Source organism: Shewanella sp. ZOR0012, from assembly GCF_000798835.1.
GTDB classification, from domain to species: Bacteria; Pseudomonadota; Gammaproteobacteria; order Enterobacterales; family Shewanellaceae; genus Shewanella; species Shewanella xiamenensis.
The window spans coordinates 2,315,947-2,334,917 of the sequence record NZ_JTLE01000094.1; the positions used below are offsets into that span (position 1 = coordinate 2,315,947).

An 18,971-nucleotide genomic window follows, 5' to 3' on the forward strand; every position below is an offset into this window, starting at 1 on the left:
AAGACGTGCTAAGTTAATGATGAATTTTGTAAAAAGTCCCATTAAGACATTGCTGCTAATTTCGAGTGTTTCTCTTCCTGTTTATGCTGCGCAGCCGATTGTTACCCCTGATGCACCAACCGTGGCCGCCAAGGCTTACATCTTGATGGATTATAATTCAGGCCAAATCATTGCCGAAGAAAATGCATACGAGAGTTTAAACCCCGCCAGCTTAACGAAGATGATGACCAGCTATGTGATTGGTCAGGAAATTAAAGCCGGTAACGTATCTCCCGATGATGATGTCACCATCAGTAAAAATGCTTGGTCGAAGAACTTCTCTGACTCATCGAAAATGTTTATCGAAGTGGGTAAAACCGTAAAAGTTTCTGACTTAAACCGCGGCATCATCATTCAATCCGGTAACGATGCTTGTGTCGCGATGGCCGAACATATTGCGGGTACTGAAGGCGCCTTTGTTGACATGATGAACTCGTGGGCAAAGCAGCTTGGTATGCGTGATAGCTACTTTGAAAACTCCCATGGCCTAGATTCAGAGAACCATAAAACGACGGCCTATGATATGGCACTTTTAGGTGCAGCACTCATTCGTGACGTGCCAGAAGAATACCGTGTCTACAGCGAAAAATACTATACCTTCAACGGTATCAAACAATATAACCGTAATGGTCTGCTGTGGGATAACAGCATGAATGTGGATGGTATCAAAACCGGCCACACTTCTGGAGCGGGTTATAACTTAGTCGCTTCTGCAACTAAGGACGGCATGCGTTTGATTTCAGTGGTATTAGGCACTCAAAGTGAAGCCGCTCGTAAAGCCGAAAGTAAAAAACTGCTGACCTATGGTTTCCGCTTCTTCGAAACAGTGACCCCTTACAAGGCCGGCGACAGCTTCGTGACGCAAAAAATTTGGTACGGTGATAAGAGTACCGTCGATTTAGGTGTCGCTACAGATGCACCAGTTACCGTCAGCCGTGGCCGTGCAAAAGACTTAAAAGCCAACTTCGAACTGACTAAGCCACTGGACGCACCACTGAAAAAAGGTGAAACAGTGGGACGCTTATACTTCCAGTTAGATGGCAAAGATATTGCGCAATTCCCGCTAGTTACCTTACAAGAAGTCAACGAAGGCAGCTGGTTCAGCAAATTAGTTGATTACTTTAAGCAACTGTTTTCTGGTTGGTTTAGCTAATCCGGCTCACAAAACTCAGCCACCTTCGGGTGGCTTTGTTGTTTTTGGGGGAGTATCACCCTTGAATCGGGTATAATCGCCACCATATAGTTCCTATTAAAATGGTTATTGAGCACGACTATGTTAAACACAAAATTTGATGAACTCATGGAGTTTCCCTGCGCCTTCCCATTCAAAGTGGTTGGCGATGCCCACGAAACCTTAACGGATAGAGTGGTTGCGGTAGTGCAAAAACACGCTCCAGGTGATTATTCACCAACAGTTAAAGCCTCGAGCAAAGGGAGCTACTATTCAGTCACTATCCGTGTCACTGTGACCAGCAAAGATCATATCGAAATACTGTACACTGAGCTTGCCGGTATCGAAGGCGTTCGCCGCGTACTATAAGTATTCCTCAAGGCTATAAAATGTGATCTATCTTACATTTATGGCCAAGAGGCGTATAATAGCGCCACTCAATTATAGGGGAGAGGTTGCCCTTGCAAGACACCACTTTGCATATTCGGCATCTGGGACAGCAGGATTATGAGTCTGTGTGGCATGCAATGCAGCATTACACCGACACTCGCAACAGCGACAGTCCAGACGAACTGTGGATCGTTGAACATCCACCCGTATTTACCCAAGGCCAAGCCGGTAAAAGCGAACATATTTTGAATCCGGGCGATATTCCCGTGATCCAAGTGGATCGTGGTGGTCAAGTCACTTACCACGGACCAGGGCAATTAGTTGTCTACCCTCTCCTCGATATTAAACGCAGTAAAGTGGGTGTCCGCCAGCTTGTTACCCATATCGAGCAAAGCATTATCGATATGCTTGCCAAATACGCTATCACTGCCTACGCCAAGGCCGATGCACCGGGGGTGTATGTGGATGAGCGCAAAATTGCCTCTTTGGGTCTAAGGATCCGTAAAGGCTGTTCATTCCATGGCTTAGCACTGAATGTGGATATGGATCTAGCGCCGTTTCGACGCATTAACCCCTGTGGTTATGCTGGTCTTGAGATGGTGCAATGTAAGGAACTTGGCGGCCCACAAACCGTGATTGAAGCAGGCGAGCAACTCATTATTACCTTTAGCCAACTACTGGGCTACCAACATCTAGTTCATCATCAAGGATTAGCAGCGTCATGAATAGGCCTGAACGTTTACAACCCGGAGTCAAATTAAGAGATGCCGATAAAGTCTCGCGCATTCCGGTTAAAATCGTGCCCTCTGAGCGCGAAACCATGTTACGCAAACCCGATTGGTTAAGGGTTAAACTGCCCGCGTCTAACCAACGCATTCTCGATATTAAGCAAGCGTTACGCGCTAACGGCCTGCACTCGGTCTGTGAAGAAGCTTCTTGTCCTAACTTGGCAGAATGTTTTAACCACGGCACTGCGACCTTTATGATTTTGGGCGCAATTTGTACTCGCCGCTGCCCATTCTGCGACGTGGCCCATGGTCGTCCACTCAAGCCCGATGCGGAAGAGCCAGTCAAACTGGCACAAACCATTCGCGATATGAAGCTGAAATACGTGGTTATCACCTCGGTTGACCGCGATGACCTGCGTGATGGCGGTGCCCAGCACTTTGCCGACTGTATCCGTGAGATCCGTAAGCTCAATCCCGAGATTAAGATTGAGATCTTAGTGCCCGATTTCCGTGGTCGTATCGATGCCGCCCTCGACATTCTGTCGACCGAGCCGCCTGATGTGTTCAACCACAACCTTGAAACTGCGCCTATGCATTACCGCAAAGCGCGTCCGGGTGCGAACTATCAATGGTCACTCGACCTACTGAAGCGCTTTAAAGAGCGTCACCCCAACGTGCCGACAAAATCGGGGCTGATGATGGGTCTAGGTGAAACCAACGAAGAAATCGCTCAAGTGCTTCGCGACTTACGTGAGCACAAGGTTGAAATGTTGACCTTAGGTCAATATCTGCAACCGTCTAAGTTCCACCTGCCGGTTGAGCGTTACGTGTCACCAGCCGAGTTTGATGAGCTTAAAGCCCTTGCCGATGAGCTAGGCTTTACTCACGCAGCCTGTGGTCCATTAGTGCGCTCGAGCTACCATGCCGATCTGCAAGCTCAAGGTAAAGAAGTGAAGTAACATTCGCTTTATTAACCCCATAAAAAACAGCGCTAATGCGCTGTTTTTTATATCAACTTCGAAAACCTTAAGCCGTTTCGCTTAAGGCTAAATCCATCAAAATCGCATCTTCTTTGCCATCAGCCAAAGGATAATAGCCTTTGCGACGTCCGGTTTCGACAAAACCCCGCTTCTGATAGAGCGCGCGCGCGGCAAGATTTGATTCGCGAACCTCTAGCATCAGCACCACGGCCTTGGCAGCCTTAGCGCCGTCGATAACCGCCGTGAGTAGCAGATGCCCATAACCTCGTCCTTGTTGTTCTGGCGGCAAACAAATATCTAGCAGCGTTGCCTCATCAACAATCTGCTGCACAATCGCAAAGCCGAGTAACTCGCCATCGCGTTGCATTAACCCAAGGACGCGGTACAAGTGGCCAAAACAATCGGCAAGATTATTCTCACTCATAGGATGGGAATGGGCACTCGCTTCAATGCGCGCCATTTGGCTTACATCAGTTGGCGTCAGGAGCACAATTTGCAACGACTCACTCAGGGTTTTAAGGACTTGATGACTCACGGGAAAATCCAAATTAAAAGGTAACTCACGATAATGTACAGGGCACAACCAATAGAGGCTTAGGCCGTTAATTGCTGCTCACGCCACTGGCAGATCTGGGCCCATAGGGCACGCTTTGCCTCACTGCGAGACAGCAAGTCCACAAGGGGATCCGACAATAACCAAGCCACTCTGGGTCTAACCCTGTGGCGGCGTAAATCCCAAACTATGGTTTTGCCCTTATGTGGCTCAGTGTTGAACTCACAGTCATCCTTACTGATCCCAATTAAGCCAAGGACCGTATCAATCAGTGGCTCAGCGGCAGACGACATATCATCAACGTCCCAAACCACTTGATAAGGTCGCACTTTTGTATCGCGAAGCTGCCAAGGAGTTATCTCCATCGCGGCTAAATAGGCTGATTTATTCATGGGGTTATTGGGGTTTCATTAGGCACTGACACCGCATAAGGATACCAGCTAAATGGGCCGAATGTTATTGCCAAGATACGGTTCATGACTCAAGCCAAACGTTTGCTTACGCTTTAATCTACAAAATCGATTTTATGAATCTATTTTAACCGCTTTAGATGTTTAGCTTATTTGATAAGCTATCTCCATTGAGTAGGACAATAGGAGGAATTTCCATGATTAACATCGGCATCAACCAAGCTCATAGAGAAGAAATCGCCGCAGGGTTAAATCAGTTATTGGCCGACAGCTACAGCCTTTACCTTAAGACCCACAGCTTTCACTGGAACGTTACAGGCCCCATGTTCACTAGCTTGCACTTATTGTTTGAACAGCAATATACCGAGCTTGCCTTAGCGGTCGATTTAATCGCCGAGCGGGTACGAGCATTGGGCGCAAGGGCATTAGGTTCCTATTCGGACTATGCCAAGTTGACCGAAATCCGTGAAGATCAAGGTGTCACTAAAGCTGAAACCATGATCCGTGAACTGTTAAGCGACCAAGAAGTAGTGATTAGAAATGCCCGTGCGCTCTATCCCTTGGTTAGCCAAGCCAACGACGAGGCCACAGCGGATTTACTCACCCAGCGCATTCAACTCCATGAGAAAAATGCGTGGATGTTACGTAGCTTGTTAAGCGAATAACCCTTTCATCATCCCCAAGCCAAATGGCCGAGCAGTCACGCGCTCGGCCATTTTATTGGGCATTTATCGATGCTAAAGCCAATTTAGAGATACTTAAGCCAAGCCTGCTGACTCTGTCCTTTGTAACGGCTAAACCAGCGCACGGGATAATAGAGTAAGGGGATTAAGACTACGCTTATCAGCCATACCCACCCCATATGCGCTACGCCAAACAGCTCACCATGGTTGGCGCCAAATATCCCTTTAGCCAGCGAATACAGCAACAGCAGCACATATAAGTGCAAGATATAGAAGAACATAGGTACAGAGCCAAACACTGCTAACCTCAGCCCTATCCAACCTAATACTCTGCCTGTAGCAAAATAGCGCTCAAACACCACTAAGCAATAGAACATCCCGCCCAAGGTCACCAACAAAAAACTCAGTGATGGCGGATACTTAGTTAGATTAAATACTGACATTAAGGTTTGACCTAAGGTATCGCCAAACTGCCAAGGCAGCGTCTCGCCGTAGAGATTGAACCCACGCAGCAAGCCAAACAGCAGAGCGCAGCCAAGTCCTAACAGTATTAATTTTTGCTGACGCAGCCCCGCATCACTCCCTCTGTCAAATAAGGGGCCAGCCACATAGCCCAATAAAATTACGCCTATCCAAGGTAGCGCTGGGTAACTTATCTTCAGCTTAAGCTCTCCCTCGGCAATCAAATAACCTCGGTCATGCAGTATCGTCCACAGACTATAGCCCCACTCGTCTGGCGTAAAATGAATAGGCGACAATAGGTTATGGCCAAAGACAATCAATAGCCCGAGTAATGCCATCCACAGCCTTGGGAGGTTGATAAGTGCCGCAAGGGCCAACATGCTCAGCCCTATCACCCAAATCACCTGCAACCACAGGGTGTTATAATTGCCCATCCATGAGAAATTTATCACCAGCACCTCGAGGGCGATTAAGAATAGTCCGCGCTTAATTAAAAACTCGCGCACAGAACGCGGCTCGCCACAGCCACGATTGGCGTAAAGCCAAGCCGAGACCCCAGTTAAAAAGACGAACACAGGCGCACAAAAGTGCGCCGCAAAACGGCTGACAAACAGCGCCCAGTTTGTTGTGCTCAAATCCATAGGGTCGCTCACCTGCATATGCAGGAAAAACCGCTCCCGCACATGGTCGAGCAACATAATCAGCATCACTAAGCCGCGCATCATGTCGATGCTATTGATCCGCTGACGCCCTTGCAGTTTAGGCGCAACAGTCGAAGCCTCGGGTGTCACTGTGACATTAGAATTCATAGCTAACACTCACTTTAACGTTACGTGGCTCACCCGGCACGGCCCACAGCGCCGAATAACTGCTAGCGATATAGTGCTCATCCAGCAGGTTATCGACATTGAGCGCGAGACTTAAGTTGTCAGCAAGTCGAGTCGTGAAAAACATTCCAAGTAACTGATAACTCGGTAATTGAAAACTCGGATCGGCCGAATCACCCAAACGAGAGTCCACATGACGCCAACTCAACCCTAAATGACCGTCGATAGAAAGATCATTTAAGTCCTGTTTGAGAATGATACTGCCCGTGTGTTTTGGCACATTGACCAGTGGACTTCCCGCCGGAATTAACACGCCCCAATCCAGATTCAGGCTGTCGTTCGCCGTGCGGGTATTAAGATAGGCATAGGACAAGGTCGCTTGTAAGCTTTCTGTTAACTCGGCCGCGACATCCAATTCAATCCCCGTGCTCTTAGCTTCACCAAGGGTTGCCGAAAAGCCGACATTGACGGGATCTGAGGTCAAGATATTGCTCTTTTGCGCATCAAACCAAGCCAAGCTGCCATTAACGGGTAACTCAAACCAAGTGCTGTTGAACTTAACCCCTAACTCGACGGATTTACTCTCCTCTGGCTCGAAGGGATTACCTGCAAAATCAGTGCCTGAAAGTGGTAAAAAACCTTCCGAATAGGAGCCGTAAACACTTAACGCCTCAGACCATTGATACACTAATCCGACTTTCGGACTGACCCTGTGATCGCGTTGATCCGACAGACTCGCGTTGACCTGCTCTGCAATTTCTTGGGAATAACGGTCAAACCTTAACCCTAAATGCAGTTTCCAGTGCTCGGTTAACTCCAATTGATCCTGTAAATAGGCGCCCCAGGCATCTTGAGTCTCTCGGTTTTCATACAGCAGACTGACCTCAGGCTGAGCCGCCCCATACTGAGGAGCAAAAATATCGATAGCATAGGCGCCCTTCTGGCCTCGATAACGGTAGAGTCCCGTTTTTAGTCGATAATGATAGGCATCCGTCCCGAGCAGCAGATTGTGCCTTATGTTGCCAGTATCAAACTGGCCGCTGAGTTCGGCACGCACTGAATGGTCTTCAGAAGCGTAATCTCGATAGCGATGCTGCCGCGTCAGAGTACGGCCATCGTCATATAAGGATTGACGTCCCTTTGCTAATTCGGCATCCGATGAGTAACCATTCAGACTCGAATCGCGGTAGTTATAACCCGCAGTAAGCGACCAATCCTCATTCAATTCATACTCATAGGTAAGCTGATGCCCAGTCGCATCCACCTTAGTTGGCCCATCGTTGGGCTCGCCCAAGTAACGCGAACGGGGCACGGTATTAAAGTCGTTATTGAGCACCACTACGCCACGGTCAAATAACTGTTCTTGCTTAAGATATTCAACCTCATACAGGAGCGATGACTTATCGGACAGTTGCCAGCGCAGCGATGGCGTGACGATTGTTTTATCGCTAAACACGTAATCGCGAAAACTGTCATGCTCCTGCCAAGCTCCATTGATCCTAAAGGCCAAGGTATCGGTCAGCCCAGAGGTAAAATCCCCCTCCAACCGATATTGATCAAAACTCCCCGCGGAGGCTTTTAAATAGCCTTGCGCCTCGTACTGCGGTTTTTTAGTCACAATATTCACAGTCCCGCCAGGCTCCGAGCGTCCATAAAGCGCCGAACCCGGGCCTTTGAGGATTTCCACATAGGCCACGTTCGATAGGTCTCTATGACCACTAAAGCCTCGACCACCATTAAAACCATTGATTAAATAGCCCGATGGCATGTTTTCATTCCCAGGAAAGCCCCGTAATGAAAAACTATCCCACAGTCCACCACCGTTGTTTTGCCGCGCGACACTGGCGGAATAATCCAACAGGTCTTGAAAACGCGTCAGCCCAGTATCTTTAATCAGTTGCTCATCCAGCACAGTAATCGCTTGGGGCAACTCAGTCGCAGGCACATTGCCGCGGTAAGCCTGACGATAATGAATGCTTAAACGCTCGATATCATCATTAAGTCCAGTGCTATCAGTTTGCACCGCCTCGGCGGCAAATAGGGGAACACTCGTATCCAACGCCAATAACGCCACGCCCAGCACTAATGCCGAGCGCTTGTGGCTCACATAAACAGCCATTTTTTACTCCAAAAATAAACAGCCTCGTGCACCTTAGTTAAGCCAAGGCGCTCGAAAAATAAGAGAAATAGATAAAAAGCAGGAGTTAGGCTGTTAGCGGCGGCGCGCGGCTATGGAAGTGGCGCCTAAATGGCGTCTTAAAGGAAATAACATCAAACTCAACCGAGATAACACCCTGTTGAGAAACTTGAAAATCTAATGGAGAGTATGAGATCGCATGCTGCAATTGATGCTGATGCAAACACAGCGCGCAGTGGGCCTTGGTATCATCATTGAGGTGGGAAACACTGTGCAGCGCAAACGCAACAGACAGCAACACTAAGATGGCTGCAAGCCATAGTGCTAATCTGCGCCTTGTTTGCATCACAGAGCTCAAACCATACATCCTCAAACCAAAGGGATTGCGATTGTATGTTAGACACTACGAAAGTTGCAAATACCTTTACTTAACAAATGTAAGCAAATGCGGTGAGAAAATTTATCGCGCGCAAAATAAAACGGCTCGCATATTTCTATGCAAGCCGTTGTTTTATTTGGCAGGGGTGGCAGGACTCGAACCCGCAACCATCGGTTTTGGAGACCGCTGTTCTACCAATTGGAACTACACCCCTGTTGACGTGGGGCATTATGCTAAAAGCACTCTCAAAGGTAAAGGACTTTTTATGACAAACTTAATTAACTGAGGAATTTTCAAACAAGTTTGCCAGCTACTGTTGATTTAATTAGCATAAAGCTGAAAAAGTCGTCATGTAAGCTCAGTGCAGAACGTTAAAAAACCGTTGGCAACGGCGTAAACGGTGAAACCTGATGCTCTGTCTATGGCCCAGAAACTCACAAAAGAGTCGTGAAAACGCCTTAAAGGATAAATTTAAGCGCAGTACATCCCATACACTAGCGACTAAATTCCCTCGCTGATGGTTAATCATCAAGGGTTGAGATAAAAATTCGCCGCAAATCATTGTCCCAAAGCTGGATAATTTTGCGGGTCTTATCCTTATTCCAAAAACACTTACCAAACAGGATAAGCCCTGCGCCCTCTAAATCCCGCTTATCTTCGATATTAAAGCGCTTAAACAGTTTGGTTTTGACGGCCTCAATTGGAATGCCGATGTCTTTACTGTCGGCGGGATTGAGCCAAGATAACGTCGGGTCGCTGTGGGAGATAGTACCCCAGTACATATGGGGTTTGTTATCTGTCGGATCCGCATCGGCAAAATTCACAAACAAATTCTTCGCCCGCCAGCGGTACTTACGCTCATCATCGGTGTAAACCCAAAGATCCGAAGTCGCCAGATCGGAGCCTCGCAGCAGGCTATGGAGTAACTTTTCTAGCCCTTGGCTCGGAGTTCGCTTTGCCGTGATGGCTATTTCTGGCTTATCGGCCGCTACCTGATAGTCAGCTTTTGGCTCCTGTACTGACTCTAATTGCTCGGTATCATTTTCAATTTCACTTTTGGTTACAACTTCTTGCTCTTGGGGAGCGTTGATTTTGTGCGCTGAGTTAGAGGGTCTCTTATTACTGGGATTAAGCGAAAAATCGATGACCAAAGCATCGGCGTCGAGCAATTGTTGCTGCACTTCGAGGGCATCTTGTTCTTCACGGGACTTTTGCGCCGACGGATTAAATTCGATGCAATCTAACTCATGGTAACGGGAGCCAAAACAGGCGGCCTTACCATCCTTAGATGCTTTGCGAAAATAGGCTTTGCCATAGCAGGCAGGACAATATAAATGTTGGCGCAAACGCTCAATCTCAGCCTCGGGTAACTGCTGAAACTTGAACACACTGTAGGTGACACCAGCCTGAGCATGAGGATTGAGTCGTAATGGTGACGAAGCCTGCTCTGCCGCAGCCTCGGTTGTGAGTACACAAATCGCATCCAACATCTCTTGCTCCCTAATCCTTATCTTCGCGACCTTATCTCAAGTCTTAAGCTGGATGAAAATAGCTCGCGAGTCGTGCTGCTAAACTCGGCGGCAATAAGGGTTTATTAGCGACTGTCGTTTTGCCATAAAAACCTTGCAGCTTGTCGATTAACTGCCAAAAACATTGGTTCGCTGCCAATGCATCGAGGGCGGCGTACTGAACTTGCGCTTGAGATAAAGGCACCTGTTGCCAATTCGAGAGAGTCATTTTTTTAGGTTTATCGATGCGTTTATGCAGTAATGCCGCCACCAATTGCCGCGTGCCCATCTCCTTCCCAGCCCCGAGCTGCGCCATCGCCCAATTCAAATCGAGTCGAGGGGAGACTTGAATATCCCAATCCCGTTTCAGTGCTTGGCCATCGCCCCTTAATCCAATCCCCACTTTGAGGATCTGCTCATTTTCGAGCAAAGGTTTAAGCTCAGCGAGCCTCTCACCCAATACCGCCTGTTGAAATAAATAACAGGTATCGGAGGTCGCCAATTGCACTAAACTCAAGGGATGTTGAACGCCCGGCTCAAAGCTTGCCCGCGTTTCGGTATCAAACCCAAGCACGGATTCACTGCTAAGTTGTTGTAAGGCGGCGGTAAGCTTATCAAGCGAGACTAATTCCACCCGCATTTCAATACGAATGTCGTCCCGCATATCCACCAGCGACAGTGGCGTAAGATTAGCCAGCTCGGCATCCGTTAATCGTGTGGTTAAGGCAAGCTTTTGTTGAAACCATGTAAACTTGAGTTGCGAATCGCCTGCCGATAAATCCCCCGCTTGGAGCTCGGTTAACTCCGCCAGATAGTTGCTGCCCGCCGCATCCATCGCCGCCAGCAGTTTGTCGGTATGTTCGCCTAATTCCTGACGCAGCCAAGCCAACTTATTGGGAGAAAGGCAATAACGCATTAATTTCATACTTCGTCCTTAAGCACTGAAATAATCGCCGCGAGCACCTTCGCACTCGCGCAACTCGGGTGAGCTGACACTATAATCGCCAGCTATGAAAGGATGACAACGGATCAGCTACGCAGCTTTTGGAATCCGGTCATCACCAACACCGCTAGGGCGCCCGCCGCAATACCAAAGAGCGCATTAAGCACACTCGGCGTCAGTAAACCAAGCATGGGGCCGACTAGGGCAAAGGTTTCCACAAATTGCTCGGCATGGTGAATTTGCTCGCCGACCCAATGTAAACCATGGGTCAGAATGCCGCCCCCCACCATAAACATGGCGGCGGTGCCGATAATGGTTAGGCTCTTCATCAACACGGGGGCCGCGCTGAGTAAGCCAAACCCCAACTTACGATTAAAGCGAGTGAAGCCCGACTCGCCCTGACGCTGGCTCAGATACAGACCCGCATCGTCCATTTTGACAATCGCTGCCACCAAACCATAAACGCCTATGGTCATCACGATACCAATAATGGCGAGGGTAAAAAATTGCGTTGAGAGCGACTTATCCGCGACTATGCCTAAAGTGATGGCGATAATTTCTGCCGACAACACAAAGTCGGTGCGGATAGCACCCTTCACTTTTTCCTTTTCATAGGCCGCAAGATCGCTTATCTCCGGTATGTCAGATTCGGTCTGCTCCGCGTGTTTGTCTTTTCGATGGCTATAGCTGTGGTGTAATTTCTCAAAGCCTTCAAAACATAAAAACAAGCCGCCGAACATCAATAAGGGGGTCACCGCCCAAGGAATAAAGGCGCTGATCAACATGGCTGCGGGCACTAAAATCAATTTATTGCGAAACGAGCCTAAGGCGACCGCCCAGACCACAGGTAATTCGCGGTCGGCACTCACGCCCGTGACTTGCTGGGCGTTTAAGGCCAAATCGTCCCCTAACACCCCAGCGGTTTTCTTGGCCGCGACCTTACTCATCACTGCCACATCATCCAAAATGGATGCAATATCGTCGAGTAAGGTTAATAAACTTGCCCCTGCCATACACACTCCCTTAAACCAATGTTTTATTTTGCCGATTCTGCTTTGGCAATAGTAACTTAGTTAGATTAAGCCCGCATAGAGCATTGTCTCTATCCAGATGTACTTTATCTTAAAGCACTTCCCTTTATACACAGATTAAATCAGTGCGGGCTGTAAGCAAGATCACAGCCATAGTGCAATAGCACCACACTATTTGGCGGAAAAGAGTATACTAAGCCCAGAATTTTTTACTCATTTGCCATTACAGGATGTCAACATGACTCAAGATGAAATGAAAAAAGCCGCAGGCTGGGCTGCACTCAAATACGTTGAGAAGGACAGCATTGTAGGTGTGGGCACAGGCTCAACCGTTAACCACTTTATCGATGCTTTGGCGACCATGAAGGCCGATATTGAAGGTGCGGTATCAAGCTCAGAAGCCTCTACCCAAAAGATGAAAGCCCTTGGCATCCCAGTTTATGACTTAAACAGCGTCGATAAATTATCCGTGTATGTTGATGGTGCCGATGAAATTAACGGCCATATGGACATGATCAAAGGCGGCGGCGCGGCATTAACCCGCGAGAAAATCGTTGCGGCTGTGGCTGAAAAGTTTATCTGTATCGTGGATAACACTAAACAAGTGGATATTTTGGGTGAATTCCCGCTGCCCGTTGAAGTGATCCCAATGGCGCGCTCTTACGTGGCCCGTGAACTCGTCAAACTCGGCGGCGACCCAGTGTACCGTGAAGGCGTTGTCACGGATAACGGCAACGTGATCCTCGACGTTTACAACCTTAAGATCATCAATCCTAAGGAATTAGAAGATAAGATCAACGCCATCGTCGGCGTAGTGACCAACGGTCTATTCGCAAAACGCGGCGCCGATGTGTTACTGGTTGGCACCCCTGAAGGCGTGAAAACCTTTACCGCTTAAGGCAAGGTGAGTCGAAAGACTCCCATGCGAGAAACAAAAATGCCGCTGCAACTGCACCGGCATTTTTTATAACCCTAAAACGATTAAGTGATTACCACACTCGAGCCACTAAGCCCTTGAGGTAAAAACCTTCGGGGAAGGCGCTGCCAATCGGGTGATCGCTCGCCTGGCTTAAACGCTCGATAAATTGGATCTCACGTTTGGCATCCAGTGCGGCATCGGCAACGATTTTTTGGAACAGATCCGCAGGCATTAATCCCGAGCAAGAGAAGGTCAGCAGCACCCCGCCCGGATTTAATAATTGCAGCGCAATCATATTGATATCTTTATAGCCACGACAGGCACCGTTGAGCTGCGACTTATTGTCGGCAAACTTTGGCGGGTCGAGTACGATTACATCGAAGGTTTTACCCTCATCGCGATACTGACGTAACAGCTTAAACACATCGGCTTCGTTGTAATGCACATTGTCATCATTTAACCCATTGACTCGCATATTCAAACGCGCAGTATCGAGGGCAAGTGATGAGACATCGACGTTCTCAATGCTGGCCGCGCCCGCCTTAGCAGCATAGAGGCCAAAGGTGCCGGTGTAGCAAAAACAGTTCAGTACCGATTTGCCTTTCACAAAACGGGCGGCGATGGCGCGGTTATCGCGCTGGTCGAGGTAGAAACCGGTTTTATGACCCTTAGTCACATCAACGGCGATTTTGATACCGTTTTCTTCAATAATGACGGGCATTTCAGGCAGCGTGCCATGGAGTAAACCCATGGTAGAGGCTAAGCCTTCTTTCTTACGGGAATCGACGTCTGAGCGCTCATAAATCGCGCAATCGGGGTACAGCTCGGCGAGCACATCGACAATAGTGTCACGCCATACATCGGCGCCCATGCTCAGTAATTGGCACACCAATACATTGGCATATTTATCAATAGTGATACCGGGTAAGCCGTCGGACTCAGCGGCAATTAAACGGTAACCCGTTAAGCCTTGTTCACGGATCAAATCATCGCGTCCCGCTTGTGCACGCAGAATACGACGCTTAAAAAACTCACGGTCAATTTCTTCTTCGCGATCAAAAGTCCAAATTCGTACTTGGATTTGAGACTCAGGAGACCAAGCACCACGGCCCAACCAATGACCATCGTGGGCAACCACATCGACGGTCTGCCCCGGTTCAGGCTTACCTTTAACGTTGTGGATCCCGTTGGAAAAGACCCAAGGATGACGACGCTCAAGGGACTTTTCGCGACCGGGTTTAAGTTTGATTCTGATAGCCATAGTACCGCCTTTGATAATTGTACCGCCTGTGTGTTGTACCACCGTAATCAATAGTACCGCTCGAACACTAGGCGCCGCCCTCTAAAAATGGAAGCGGATAATATACCTAATAGGGTTCAAGTGCGAGCCATCTGTCCAAAACATCAGCTCTCCATTCCCATGGTCTGCGATCATACTCCAGTTTCGCGGGTAAAACCCTGGGCCGAGGGCGTGTTAACGATTCAAGATGAGATGTTGTTCTTGATGGCATCCTCGACAGTTATTTTACTTGCTAACGCCGCAGCGCCAATTCCACCCATACCGGTGCATGGTCGGTACTGTAAGCATCGCGCTCATATTCGGGCCTGACTAAGTGTCTATCGCAGGTTTGATAATCCACCACCTGAGCCAAACTGCGACTATCACTGGCATCAAACTCATTGGAAAGCAAAATATAATCGAGTACCGAACCTTTAGGGCCGTAGTAATGGGTTGCAGCTCGATGCTCCCGAGAATGGACTAGGTTATCGGGCATATTCGCCGCAATAAATAACTCGTAAGCATCTTGCAGTCGATATTGGGCAAACACAGCCGAACGTGCAGTATCAGACAAATGCCCAAGTCCCGCGGCCTTGATATCGTTGCTGTGGAGATGCTCGCCTTGGAGCGTTAATGCATCCAACGCCCCCATGGACAAACTATCGTTAAAATCACCCATCAGGATCACCGGATATCTTATGCTTTGCCGCCGCGCGAGAATAGCATGGAACAACAATGCCGCCTCTGCGCCCCGCTGCATGGTCGATGCCCAGCGACCTAGGGCTTGCTCAGTTAATAACTTAGTCTCAGAGTGCAACGCAAGCGTGTGCGGCGCACTTAAGGTTAAGCCTAAGGGATGTGGCTCTAACGCAAGTCCCGGGCGCTTAGATTTAAAATGCACCACATAGCAATCACAAGCGCCAATTTGCGGTATATCCACCGTCGCCCGCAGCACTTTACGACTAAAGGTAAATTGGCTCGATAACCCCATCGCTGCCACTAAATGTGCATCGGGTTCAATCGCATGCACCTCAAGGATAGGAAAGCGCGACGCTAGCGCAACCACAGGGCTTTGATAAATGTAATCACTGACCAAAGTGGCGCTATCAACTATGGCAAAATGTGTTAACCCTTGCTGCGCCGCAAGTTGTTTTAATGGCTCAGGGCTAAACACTTCCTGAAACCCGACAATATCCGGATGATATTGGTTTAAAAGCTCGCCAAACCACTGACACTTCTTTTGCCATTGGCCATGGCTATAGATATTTTCAAAATCGTAAAAGGCTAAAGGTGGTTCAATAAAATTAAATAGATTGATAGTCACAATACGAATATTCGAGTGGCAGTTTTCAGCCGAAATGGACTGCTGTTGGGAAGCAAATGTCACAGGTGATTCCTCTTTAGCCAAACTGTTGTGCTAATTAAACTCGGTTCTTAACTGATTGCGATAAATCGATTTTATCATTAAATACATCCATTAACTGGCGCAGAACAACAGCAATTAATAAATATCAAATCTTATAAAAATACAGTCCGACACCCTAAGGCAACCTGCTGAACACCAAAATGCAACACAGCAAAAACCTAAAACAAAAATTAACTCAAGAATAAAAGCAAAATTGAAACATAAACATAGGTAATTGCCTATTGGGTTGACTTTCATTGTCAGCGGTTTAGAATCTAGCCGATTTTACCATTAGGAGACCCACTGTGGGCACACACATAAGCGACAGTAGATGCCCTGTCCAAAAGACAGGATTTAACGCCTAGCACTAGCCCGCAATATTTTGCTGCTACCTGCTAAGCAGGGTAGTAGCGTGACACATCTCACCCCACACCCGTACATTCAATTTCAGACCTTAATATTAGCCAGTCATGCTAGCGTTAGCGCTCGCCTATTGGTTTTTCCGGCATTGAGCCGGAGAATAAGTGCTGCCTATTGAATACATCTTCACGCCTATTTTGCCCCAGTTGGCTCCCACACTCAGGGAGTTAAACCATGGCGTACACAAACAAGCCATTCACCTTTGCTTTTCAGTCTTGGGCATTTTTTGGGCTATGCATTAGCGTCGCAACACATGCCTCTCAACTCGATGTGGATGATCCCAGCATCGCCGAACACTGCGAGTTACAGCTAGGTTGGCAACAGCCGAGATCCGATCATAGCGCAAAACAGATAAATGGCAGTGGCACCTGCAACCCAGATCAATGGGAATGGCACTTAGGCATTGAACAACAAAGCAATAATGCTATCAATGAGCAGCAAACCGAGCTGGGGTTCAAATTGCCATTAAATGCAGACTATGCCCCTTGGCAAAGTGCGCTGGCTGTTAATTTGCAAAAAAATCATCAAGGCAGCCACCCTCTAACAACGCAAATTGTGGGGATTTTGGGATATGACTTGGCAGCTCAGAATTTACGCCTCTATAGCAACCTAGGTATCGATCAGTATGGCGCTCAATCGCCCCAGCTTATTGCAGGAGTTGCTATCGCCTTCGAATACGACACTGAGCAGCAATGGATAGCCGAATTTTATCGCCATGAGTCCCATGAACGAACCTACAAACTCGCATATCAATATTTACTTAAAAGACAGTTACAACTTCAACTAAGCCTAGGCAACAGCCTAAAAGGAAACACACAACAGCTGGGCGCTGACTTTACCTTTTTCTTTAATTAATAGATCGTTGGGAGAATGAACTATGAACATGAACAACAACCAAAAAAATACTAAGCAAATCGTCGTAGCTATCCAAAATATTTTAGAGCAGCGCGATACAGCAGGCATTATGGCTTTAGCGAAAGAGCGTCACCCCGCAGATATTGCCGCTGTAGTTGGTAGCTTTACTCAGCCACAGCAATTACGGTTTTTGCAACTTGCGCCCGCCAAAATTGCGGCGGATTTATTTCGTTATTTACGTGATGAATTACAAACAGAATTAGTGCAGCAGTTAGATAAAACCACGCTGTCATCGCTGTTGCTCACTATGGCAGCGGACGAGCGCGCCGATCTTTATAACCTGCTCGAACCTGAACAACAAAAACGACTATTGCCCGTGTTAGCACAGGCAAAACGAGAGGATATGCGCACTTTAGCCGCCTACGACAAAACCAAAGTCGGTGCAGCGATGACATCGGATTACACCCTGCTCAATAGCCGTCATACCGCCGCACAAGCGATTGAAATGCTGCGCACGGAAACCGCCGATAAAGAGACGATTTATCAAGCCTATGTGGTCGATATGTTAGGCCGTTTAATTGGAACGGTATCACTTAGACAATTACTTTTAGCGCAGCCAGAAGAGCGAGTGGTCGACTTTATGAAACCCAACCCCATCGCCTTAGATGCCAACGCCCTTTGCCAAGAGGCGGTACAGATGATCGCCCATTACGATTTGTTGGCTCTCCCCATCATCAATGGCAAGGGACAGTTAGTCGGTATTGTCACCTATGACGATGCGATGGACATTGCCAGTTCACAGGTTGATGTTGAATTTACTAAAACTGCGGCCATCGGCAATATTGATCACAATTTAAAGACCGCCAGCATAGGCTTGCTCTATCGTAAACGAGTCGTTTGGTTGGTCATTTTAGTGTTTGGTAATATTTTCTCAGGCGCTGGCATCGCCTTTTTTGAAGATACCATTGCCAGTTATGTTTCTTTGGTGTTCTTTCTTCCCCTGCTCATCGATAGCGGCGGTAATGCGGGTTCACAATCAGCCACCTTAATGGTGCGAGCCTTAGCCACGGGCGAAGTGATACTCAAGGATTGGCTCTCATTGCTGGGGCGTGAATTAGGGGTAGCAGGATTACTCGGTGCCAGCATGGCCTTGGCAGTATCGCTACTTGGGTTTTGGCGCGGCGGTCCAGAAATCGCCTTGGTCGTTGCATTAACCATGCAGATCGTAGTGATCATTGGCAGCCTGATTGGCATGTCACTGCCCTTTTTACTCAGCAAGTTAAAAATGGATCCGGCTTCAGCCAGCGCACCACTTATCACCTCAATCGCCGATATCATTGGTGTGCTCGTTTACTTTAGTATTGCTACAATGATTTTAGATTTACCTGTGGCTTAAAAGAGTTACAACGCTTTTGCTGCGATGCTGATGAAAAGCGTTAACACTCAAACTAGCAAGCTCAATTAAGGTTGAATCGCAATTTGTAGAAATACAGTACGAGATATTCACTTGTTATCCAAAATGGACTTGGGCAATTTATTTGCTCAAGTTCATAAATTCATTGTTATTCAATAAAAAAGTAAGATTATGGCATTGATATACGTTAATATTTTCTTACCACACTTTCCTACTTACCCTAATACCGCAGGGATTGCACCTTAGACGTTATTAATTCAGTGGCCATAACAATATCAATAAAAGTTTAGAGGTTTTTATGTGGTTTAATTCAAGACTCAAAGCAGAAAACGAAGCGCTGAAGCAAAAGCTCATTGATCAACAAGATAGATACGAAGTTGAAATCGAAGAGCTAAAAAATATGGCCCGCGAAAATGAAGCCATGCAACAACAGTCCCG

General features: G+C 47.7%; 18 protein-coding genes and 1 tRNA gene. 8 read left to right on the forward strand and 11 right to left on the reverse strand.

Annotated features, from left to right (window positions below):
• Positions 1 to 16: 16 nt before the first annotated feature.
• The 4 genes from L976_RS11755 to lipA all read left to right on the forward strand — a co-directional run bounded on the left by L976_RS11755 (position 17) and on the right by lipA (position 3,287).
• A complete protein-coding gene (locus tag L976_RS11755; protein ID WP_037430803.1) occupies positions 17 to 1,192 on the forward strand; it encodes a serine hydrolase in 1,176 nt (391 codons plus the stop codon).
• Between the two features lie 120 nt (positions 1,193 to 1,312).
• On the forward strand, positions 1,313 to 1,579 hold the full coding sequence (gene ybeD / locus L976_RS11760; protein WP_037415150.1) for a DUF493 family protein YbeD: 267 nt from the start codon (positions 1,313 to 1,315) through the stop codon (positions 1,577 to 1,579).
• Positions 1,580 to 1,671: 92 nt separating this feature from the next.
• Positions 1,672 to 2,325 (forward strand): lipoyl(octanoyl) transferase LipB, encoded by a 654-nt coding sequence (gene lipB, locus L976_RS11765; protein ID WP_037430802.1) that lies wholly within the window; start codon positions 1,672 to 1,674, stop codon positions 2,323 to 2,325.
• Complete coding sequence (lipA, locus tag L976_RS11770; protein ID WP_023268311.1) at positions 2,322 to 3,287, forward strand: lipoyl synthase; 966 nt, start codon at positions 2,322 to 2,324, stop codon at positions 3,285 to 3,287. The genes lipB and lipA overlap by 4 nt, the downstream gene beginning before the upstream one ends.
• Positions 3,288 to 3,354: 67 nt before the next feature.
• Here the strand turns inward: lipA and rimI are convergent, their stop codons facing one another.
• Together rimI and L976_RS11780 are read right to left on the reverse strand one after the other, a co-directional pair.
• Positions 3,355 to 3,807, reverse strand: a complete 453-nt coding sequence (gene rimI / locus L976_RS11775) for a ribosomal protein S18-alanine N-acetyltransferase (RefSeq protein ID WP_081990959.1) — start codon at positions 3,805 to 3,807, stop codon at positions 3,355 to 3,357.
• 95 nt (positions 3,808 to 3,902) lie between these two features.
• Positions 3,903 to 4,253, reverse strand: a complete 351-nt coding sequence (locus L976_RS11780; RefSeq protein ID WP_047536943.1) for a DNA polymerase III subunit psi — start codon at positions 4,251 to 4,253, stop codon at positions 3,903 to 3,905.
• A 215-nt stretch (positions 4,254 to 4,468) separates the two neighbouring features.
• On the opposite strand from L976_RS11780, the gene dpsA reads away from it, so the two are divergent.
• Entirely contained in the window at positions 4,469 to 4,936 is a 468-nt protein-coding gene (dpsA, locus tag L976_RS11785; protein WP_037415139.1) for a DNA starvation/stationary phase protection protein DpsA, read from the forward strand.
• A gap of 83 nt (positions 4,937 to 5,019) precedes the next feature.
• Here the strand turns inward: dpsA and L976_RS11790 are convergent, their stop codons facing one another.
• The 7 genes from L976_RS11790 to L976_RS11820 form a co-directional block, all read right to left on the reverse strand.
• A complete protein-coding gene (locus L976_RS11790) occupies positions 5,020 to 6,225 on the reverse strand; it encodes a DUF1624 domain-containing protein (protein WP_047536946.1) in 1,206 nt (401 codons plus the stop codon).
• Positions 6,215 to 8,362 (reverse strand): TonB-dependent siderophore receptor, encoded by a 2,148-nt coding sequence (locus L976_RS11795; protein WP_047536949.1) that lies wholly within the window; start codon positions 8,360 to 8,362, stop codon positions 6,215 to 6,217. The genes L976_RS11790 and L976_RS11795 overlap by 11 nt, the downstream gene beginning before the upstream one ends.
• An 85-nt stretch (positions 8,363 to 8,447) precedes the next feature.
• Positions 8,448 to 8,738: a hypothetical protein gene (locus tag L976_RS11800; protein WP_047540419.1), complete on the reverse strand. Its 291-nt coding sequence runs from the start codon at positions 8,736 to 8,738 to the stop codon at positions 8,448 to 8,450.
• A 158-nt stretch (positions 8,739 to 8,896) separates the two neighbouring features.
• A tRNA-Trp gene (locus L976_RS11805) sits at positions 8,897 to 8,973 on the reverse strand.
• A 307-nt stretch (positions 8,974 to 9,280) separates the two neighbouring features.
• Complete coding sequence (locus L976_RS11810; RefSeq protein ID WP_047536951.1) at positions 9,281 to 10,249, reverse strand: hypothetical protein; 969 nt, start codon at positions 10,247 to 10,249, stop codon at positions 9,281 to 9,283.
• Positions 10,250 to 10,292: 43 nt separating this feature from the next.
• Positions 10,293 to 11,192 (reverse strand): 3'-5' exonuclease, encoded by a 900-nt coding sequence (locus tag L976_RS11815; RefSeq protein WP_047536953.1) that lies wholly within the window; start codon positions 11,190 to 11,192, stop codon positions 10,293 to 10,295.
• Positions 11,193 to 11,296: 104 nt separating this feature from the next.
• Positions 11,297 to 12,223 (reverse strand): DUF808 domain-containing protein, encoded by a 927-nt coding sequence (locus L976_RS11820; RefSeq protein WP_047536955.1) that lies wholly within the window; start codon positions 12,221 to 12,223, stop codon positions 11,297 to 11,299.
• Between the two features lie 256 nt (positions 12,224 to 12,479).
• On the opposite strand from L976_RS11820, the gene rpiA reads away from it, so the two are divergent.
• Positions 12,480 to 13,139 (forward strand): ribose-5-phosphate isomerase RpiA, encoded by a 660-nt coding sequence (rpiA, locus tag L976_RS11825; RefSeq protein WP_037415120.1) that lies wholly within the window; start codon positions 12,480 to 12,482, stop codon positions 13,137 to 13,139.
• Between the two features lie 91 nt (positions 13,140 to 13,230).
• Here rpiA and L976_RS11830 read toward each other — a convergent pair whose 3' ends face one another.
• The gene (locus tag L976_RS11830) at positions 13,231 to 14,421 is read right to left on the reverse strand and encodes a class I SAM-dependent rRNA methyltransferase (protein WP_047536960.1); all 1,191 of its coding nucleotides are present in this window, start codon (positions 14,419 to 14,421) and stop codon (positions 13,231 to 13,233) included.
• Between the two features lie 271 nt (positions 14,422 to 14,692).
• Positions 14,693 to 15,826, reverse strand: a complete 1,134-nt coding sequence (locus L976_RS11835; protein ID WP_047536963.1) for an endonuclease/exonuclease/phosphatase family protein — start codon at positions 15,824 to 15,826, stop codon at positions 14,693 to 14,695.
• A 612-nt stretch (positions 15,827 to 16,438) separates the two neighbouring features.
• Here L976_RS11835 and L976_RS11840 point away from each other — a divergent pair.
• Together L976_RS11840 and mgtE are read left to right on the forward strand one after the other, a co-directional pair.
• Positions 16,439 to 17,119 (forward strand): hypothetical protein, encoded by a 681-nt coding sequence (locus tag L976_RS11840; protein WP_047536966.1) that lies wholly within the window; start codon positions 16,439 to 16,441, stop codon positions 17,117 to 17,119.
• A 22-nt stretch (positions 17,120 to 17,141) separates the two neighbouring features.
• On the forward strand, positions 17,142 to 18,515 hold the full coding sequence (gene mgtE / locus L976_RS11845; RefSeq protein ID WP_047536968.1) for a magnesium transporter: 1,374 nt from the start codon (positions 17,142 to 17,144) through the stop codon (positions 18,513 to 18,515).
• Positions 18,516 to 18,971: the final 456 nt, after the last annotated feature.

Coding starts and splice junctions, on each gene's coding strand:
- lipA (WP_023268311.1), top strand. CDS start 2,322: ATGAATAGGCCTGAACGTTTACAACCCGGAGTCAAATTAAGAGATGCC.
- L976_RS11790 (WP_047536946.1), bottom strand. CDS start 6,225: ATGAATTCTAATGTCACAGTGACACCCGAGGCTTCGACTGTTGCGCCT.
- dpsA (WP_037415139.1), top strand. CDS start 4,469: ATGATTAACATCGGCATCAACCAAGCTCATAGAGAAGAAATCGCCGCA.
- mgtE (WP_047536968.1), top strand. CDS start 17,142: ATGAACATGAACAACAACCAAAAAAATACTAAGCAAATCGTCGTAGCT.
- L976_RS11815 (WP_047536953.1), bottom strand. CDS start 11,192: ATGAAATTAATGCGTTATTGCCTTTCTCCCAATAAGTTGGCTTGGCTG.
- ybeD (WP_037415150.1), top strand. CDS start 1,313: ATGTTAAACACAAAATTTGATGAACTCATGGAGTTTCCCTGCGCCTTC.
- L976_RS11820 (WP_047536955.1), bottom strand. CDS start 12,223: ATGGCAGGGGCAAGTTTATTAACCTTACTCGACGATATTGCATCCATT.
- rpiA (WP_037415120.1), top strand. CDS start 12,480: ATGACTCAAGATGAAATGAAAAAAGCCGCAGGCTGGGCTGCACTCAAA.
- L976_RS11830 (WP_047536960.1), bottom strand. CDS start 14,421: ATGGCTATCAGAATCAAACTTAAACCCGGTCGCGAAAAGTCCCTTGAG.
- L976_RS11795 (WP_047536949.1), bottom strand. CDS start 8,362: ATGGCTGTTTATGTGAGCCACAAGCGCTCGGCATTAGTGCTGGGCGTG.
- L976_RS11755 (WP_037430803.1), top strand. CDS start 17: ATGATGAATTTTGTAAAAAGTCCCATTAAGACATTGCTGCTAATTTCG.
- L976_RS11780 (WP_047536943.1), bottom strand. CDS start 4,253: ATGAATAAATCAGCCTATTTAGCCGCGATGGAGATAACTCCTTGGCAG.
- L976_RS11810 (WP_047536951.1), bottom strand. CDS start 10,249: ATGTTGGATGCGATTTGTGTACTCACAACCGAGGCTGCGGCAGAGCAG.
- L976_RS11840 (WP_047536966.1), top strand. CDS start 16,439: ATGGCGTACACAAACAAGCCATTCACCTTTGCTTTTCAGTCTTGGGCA.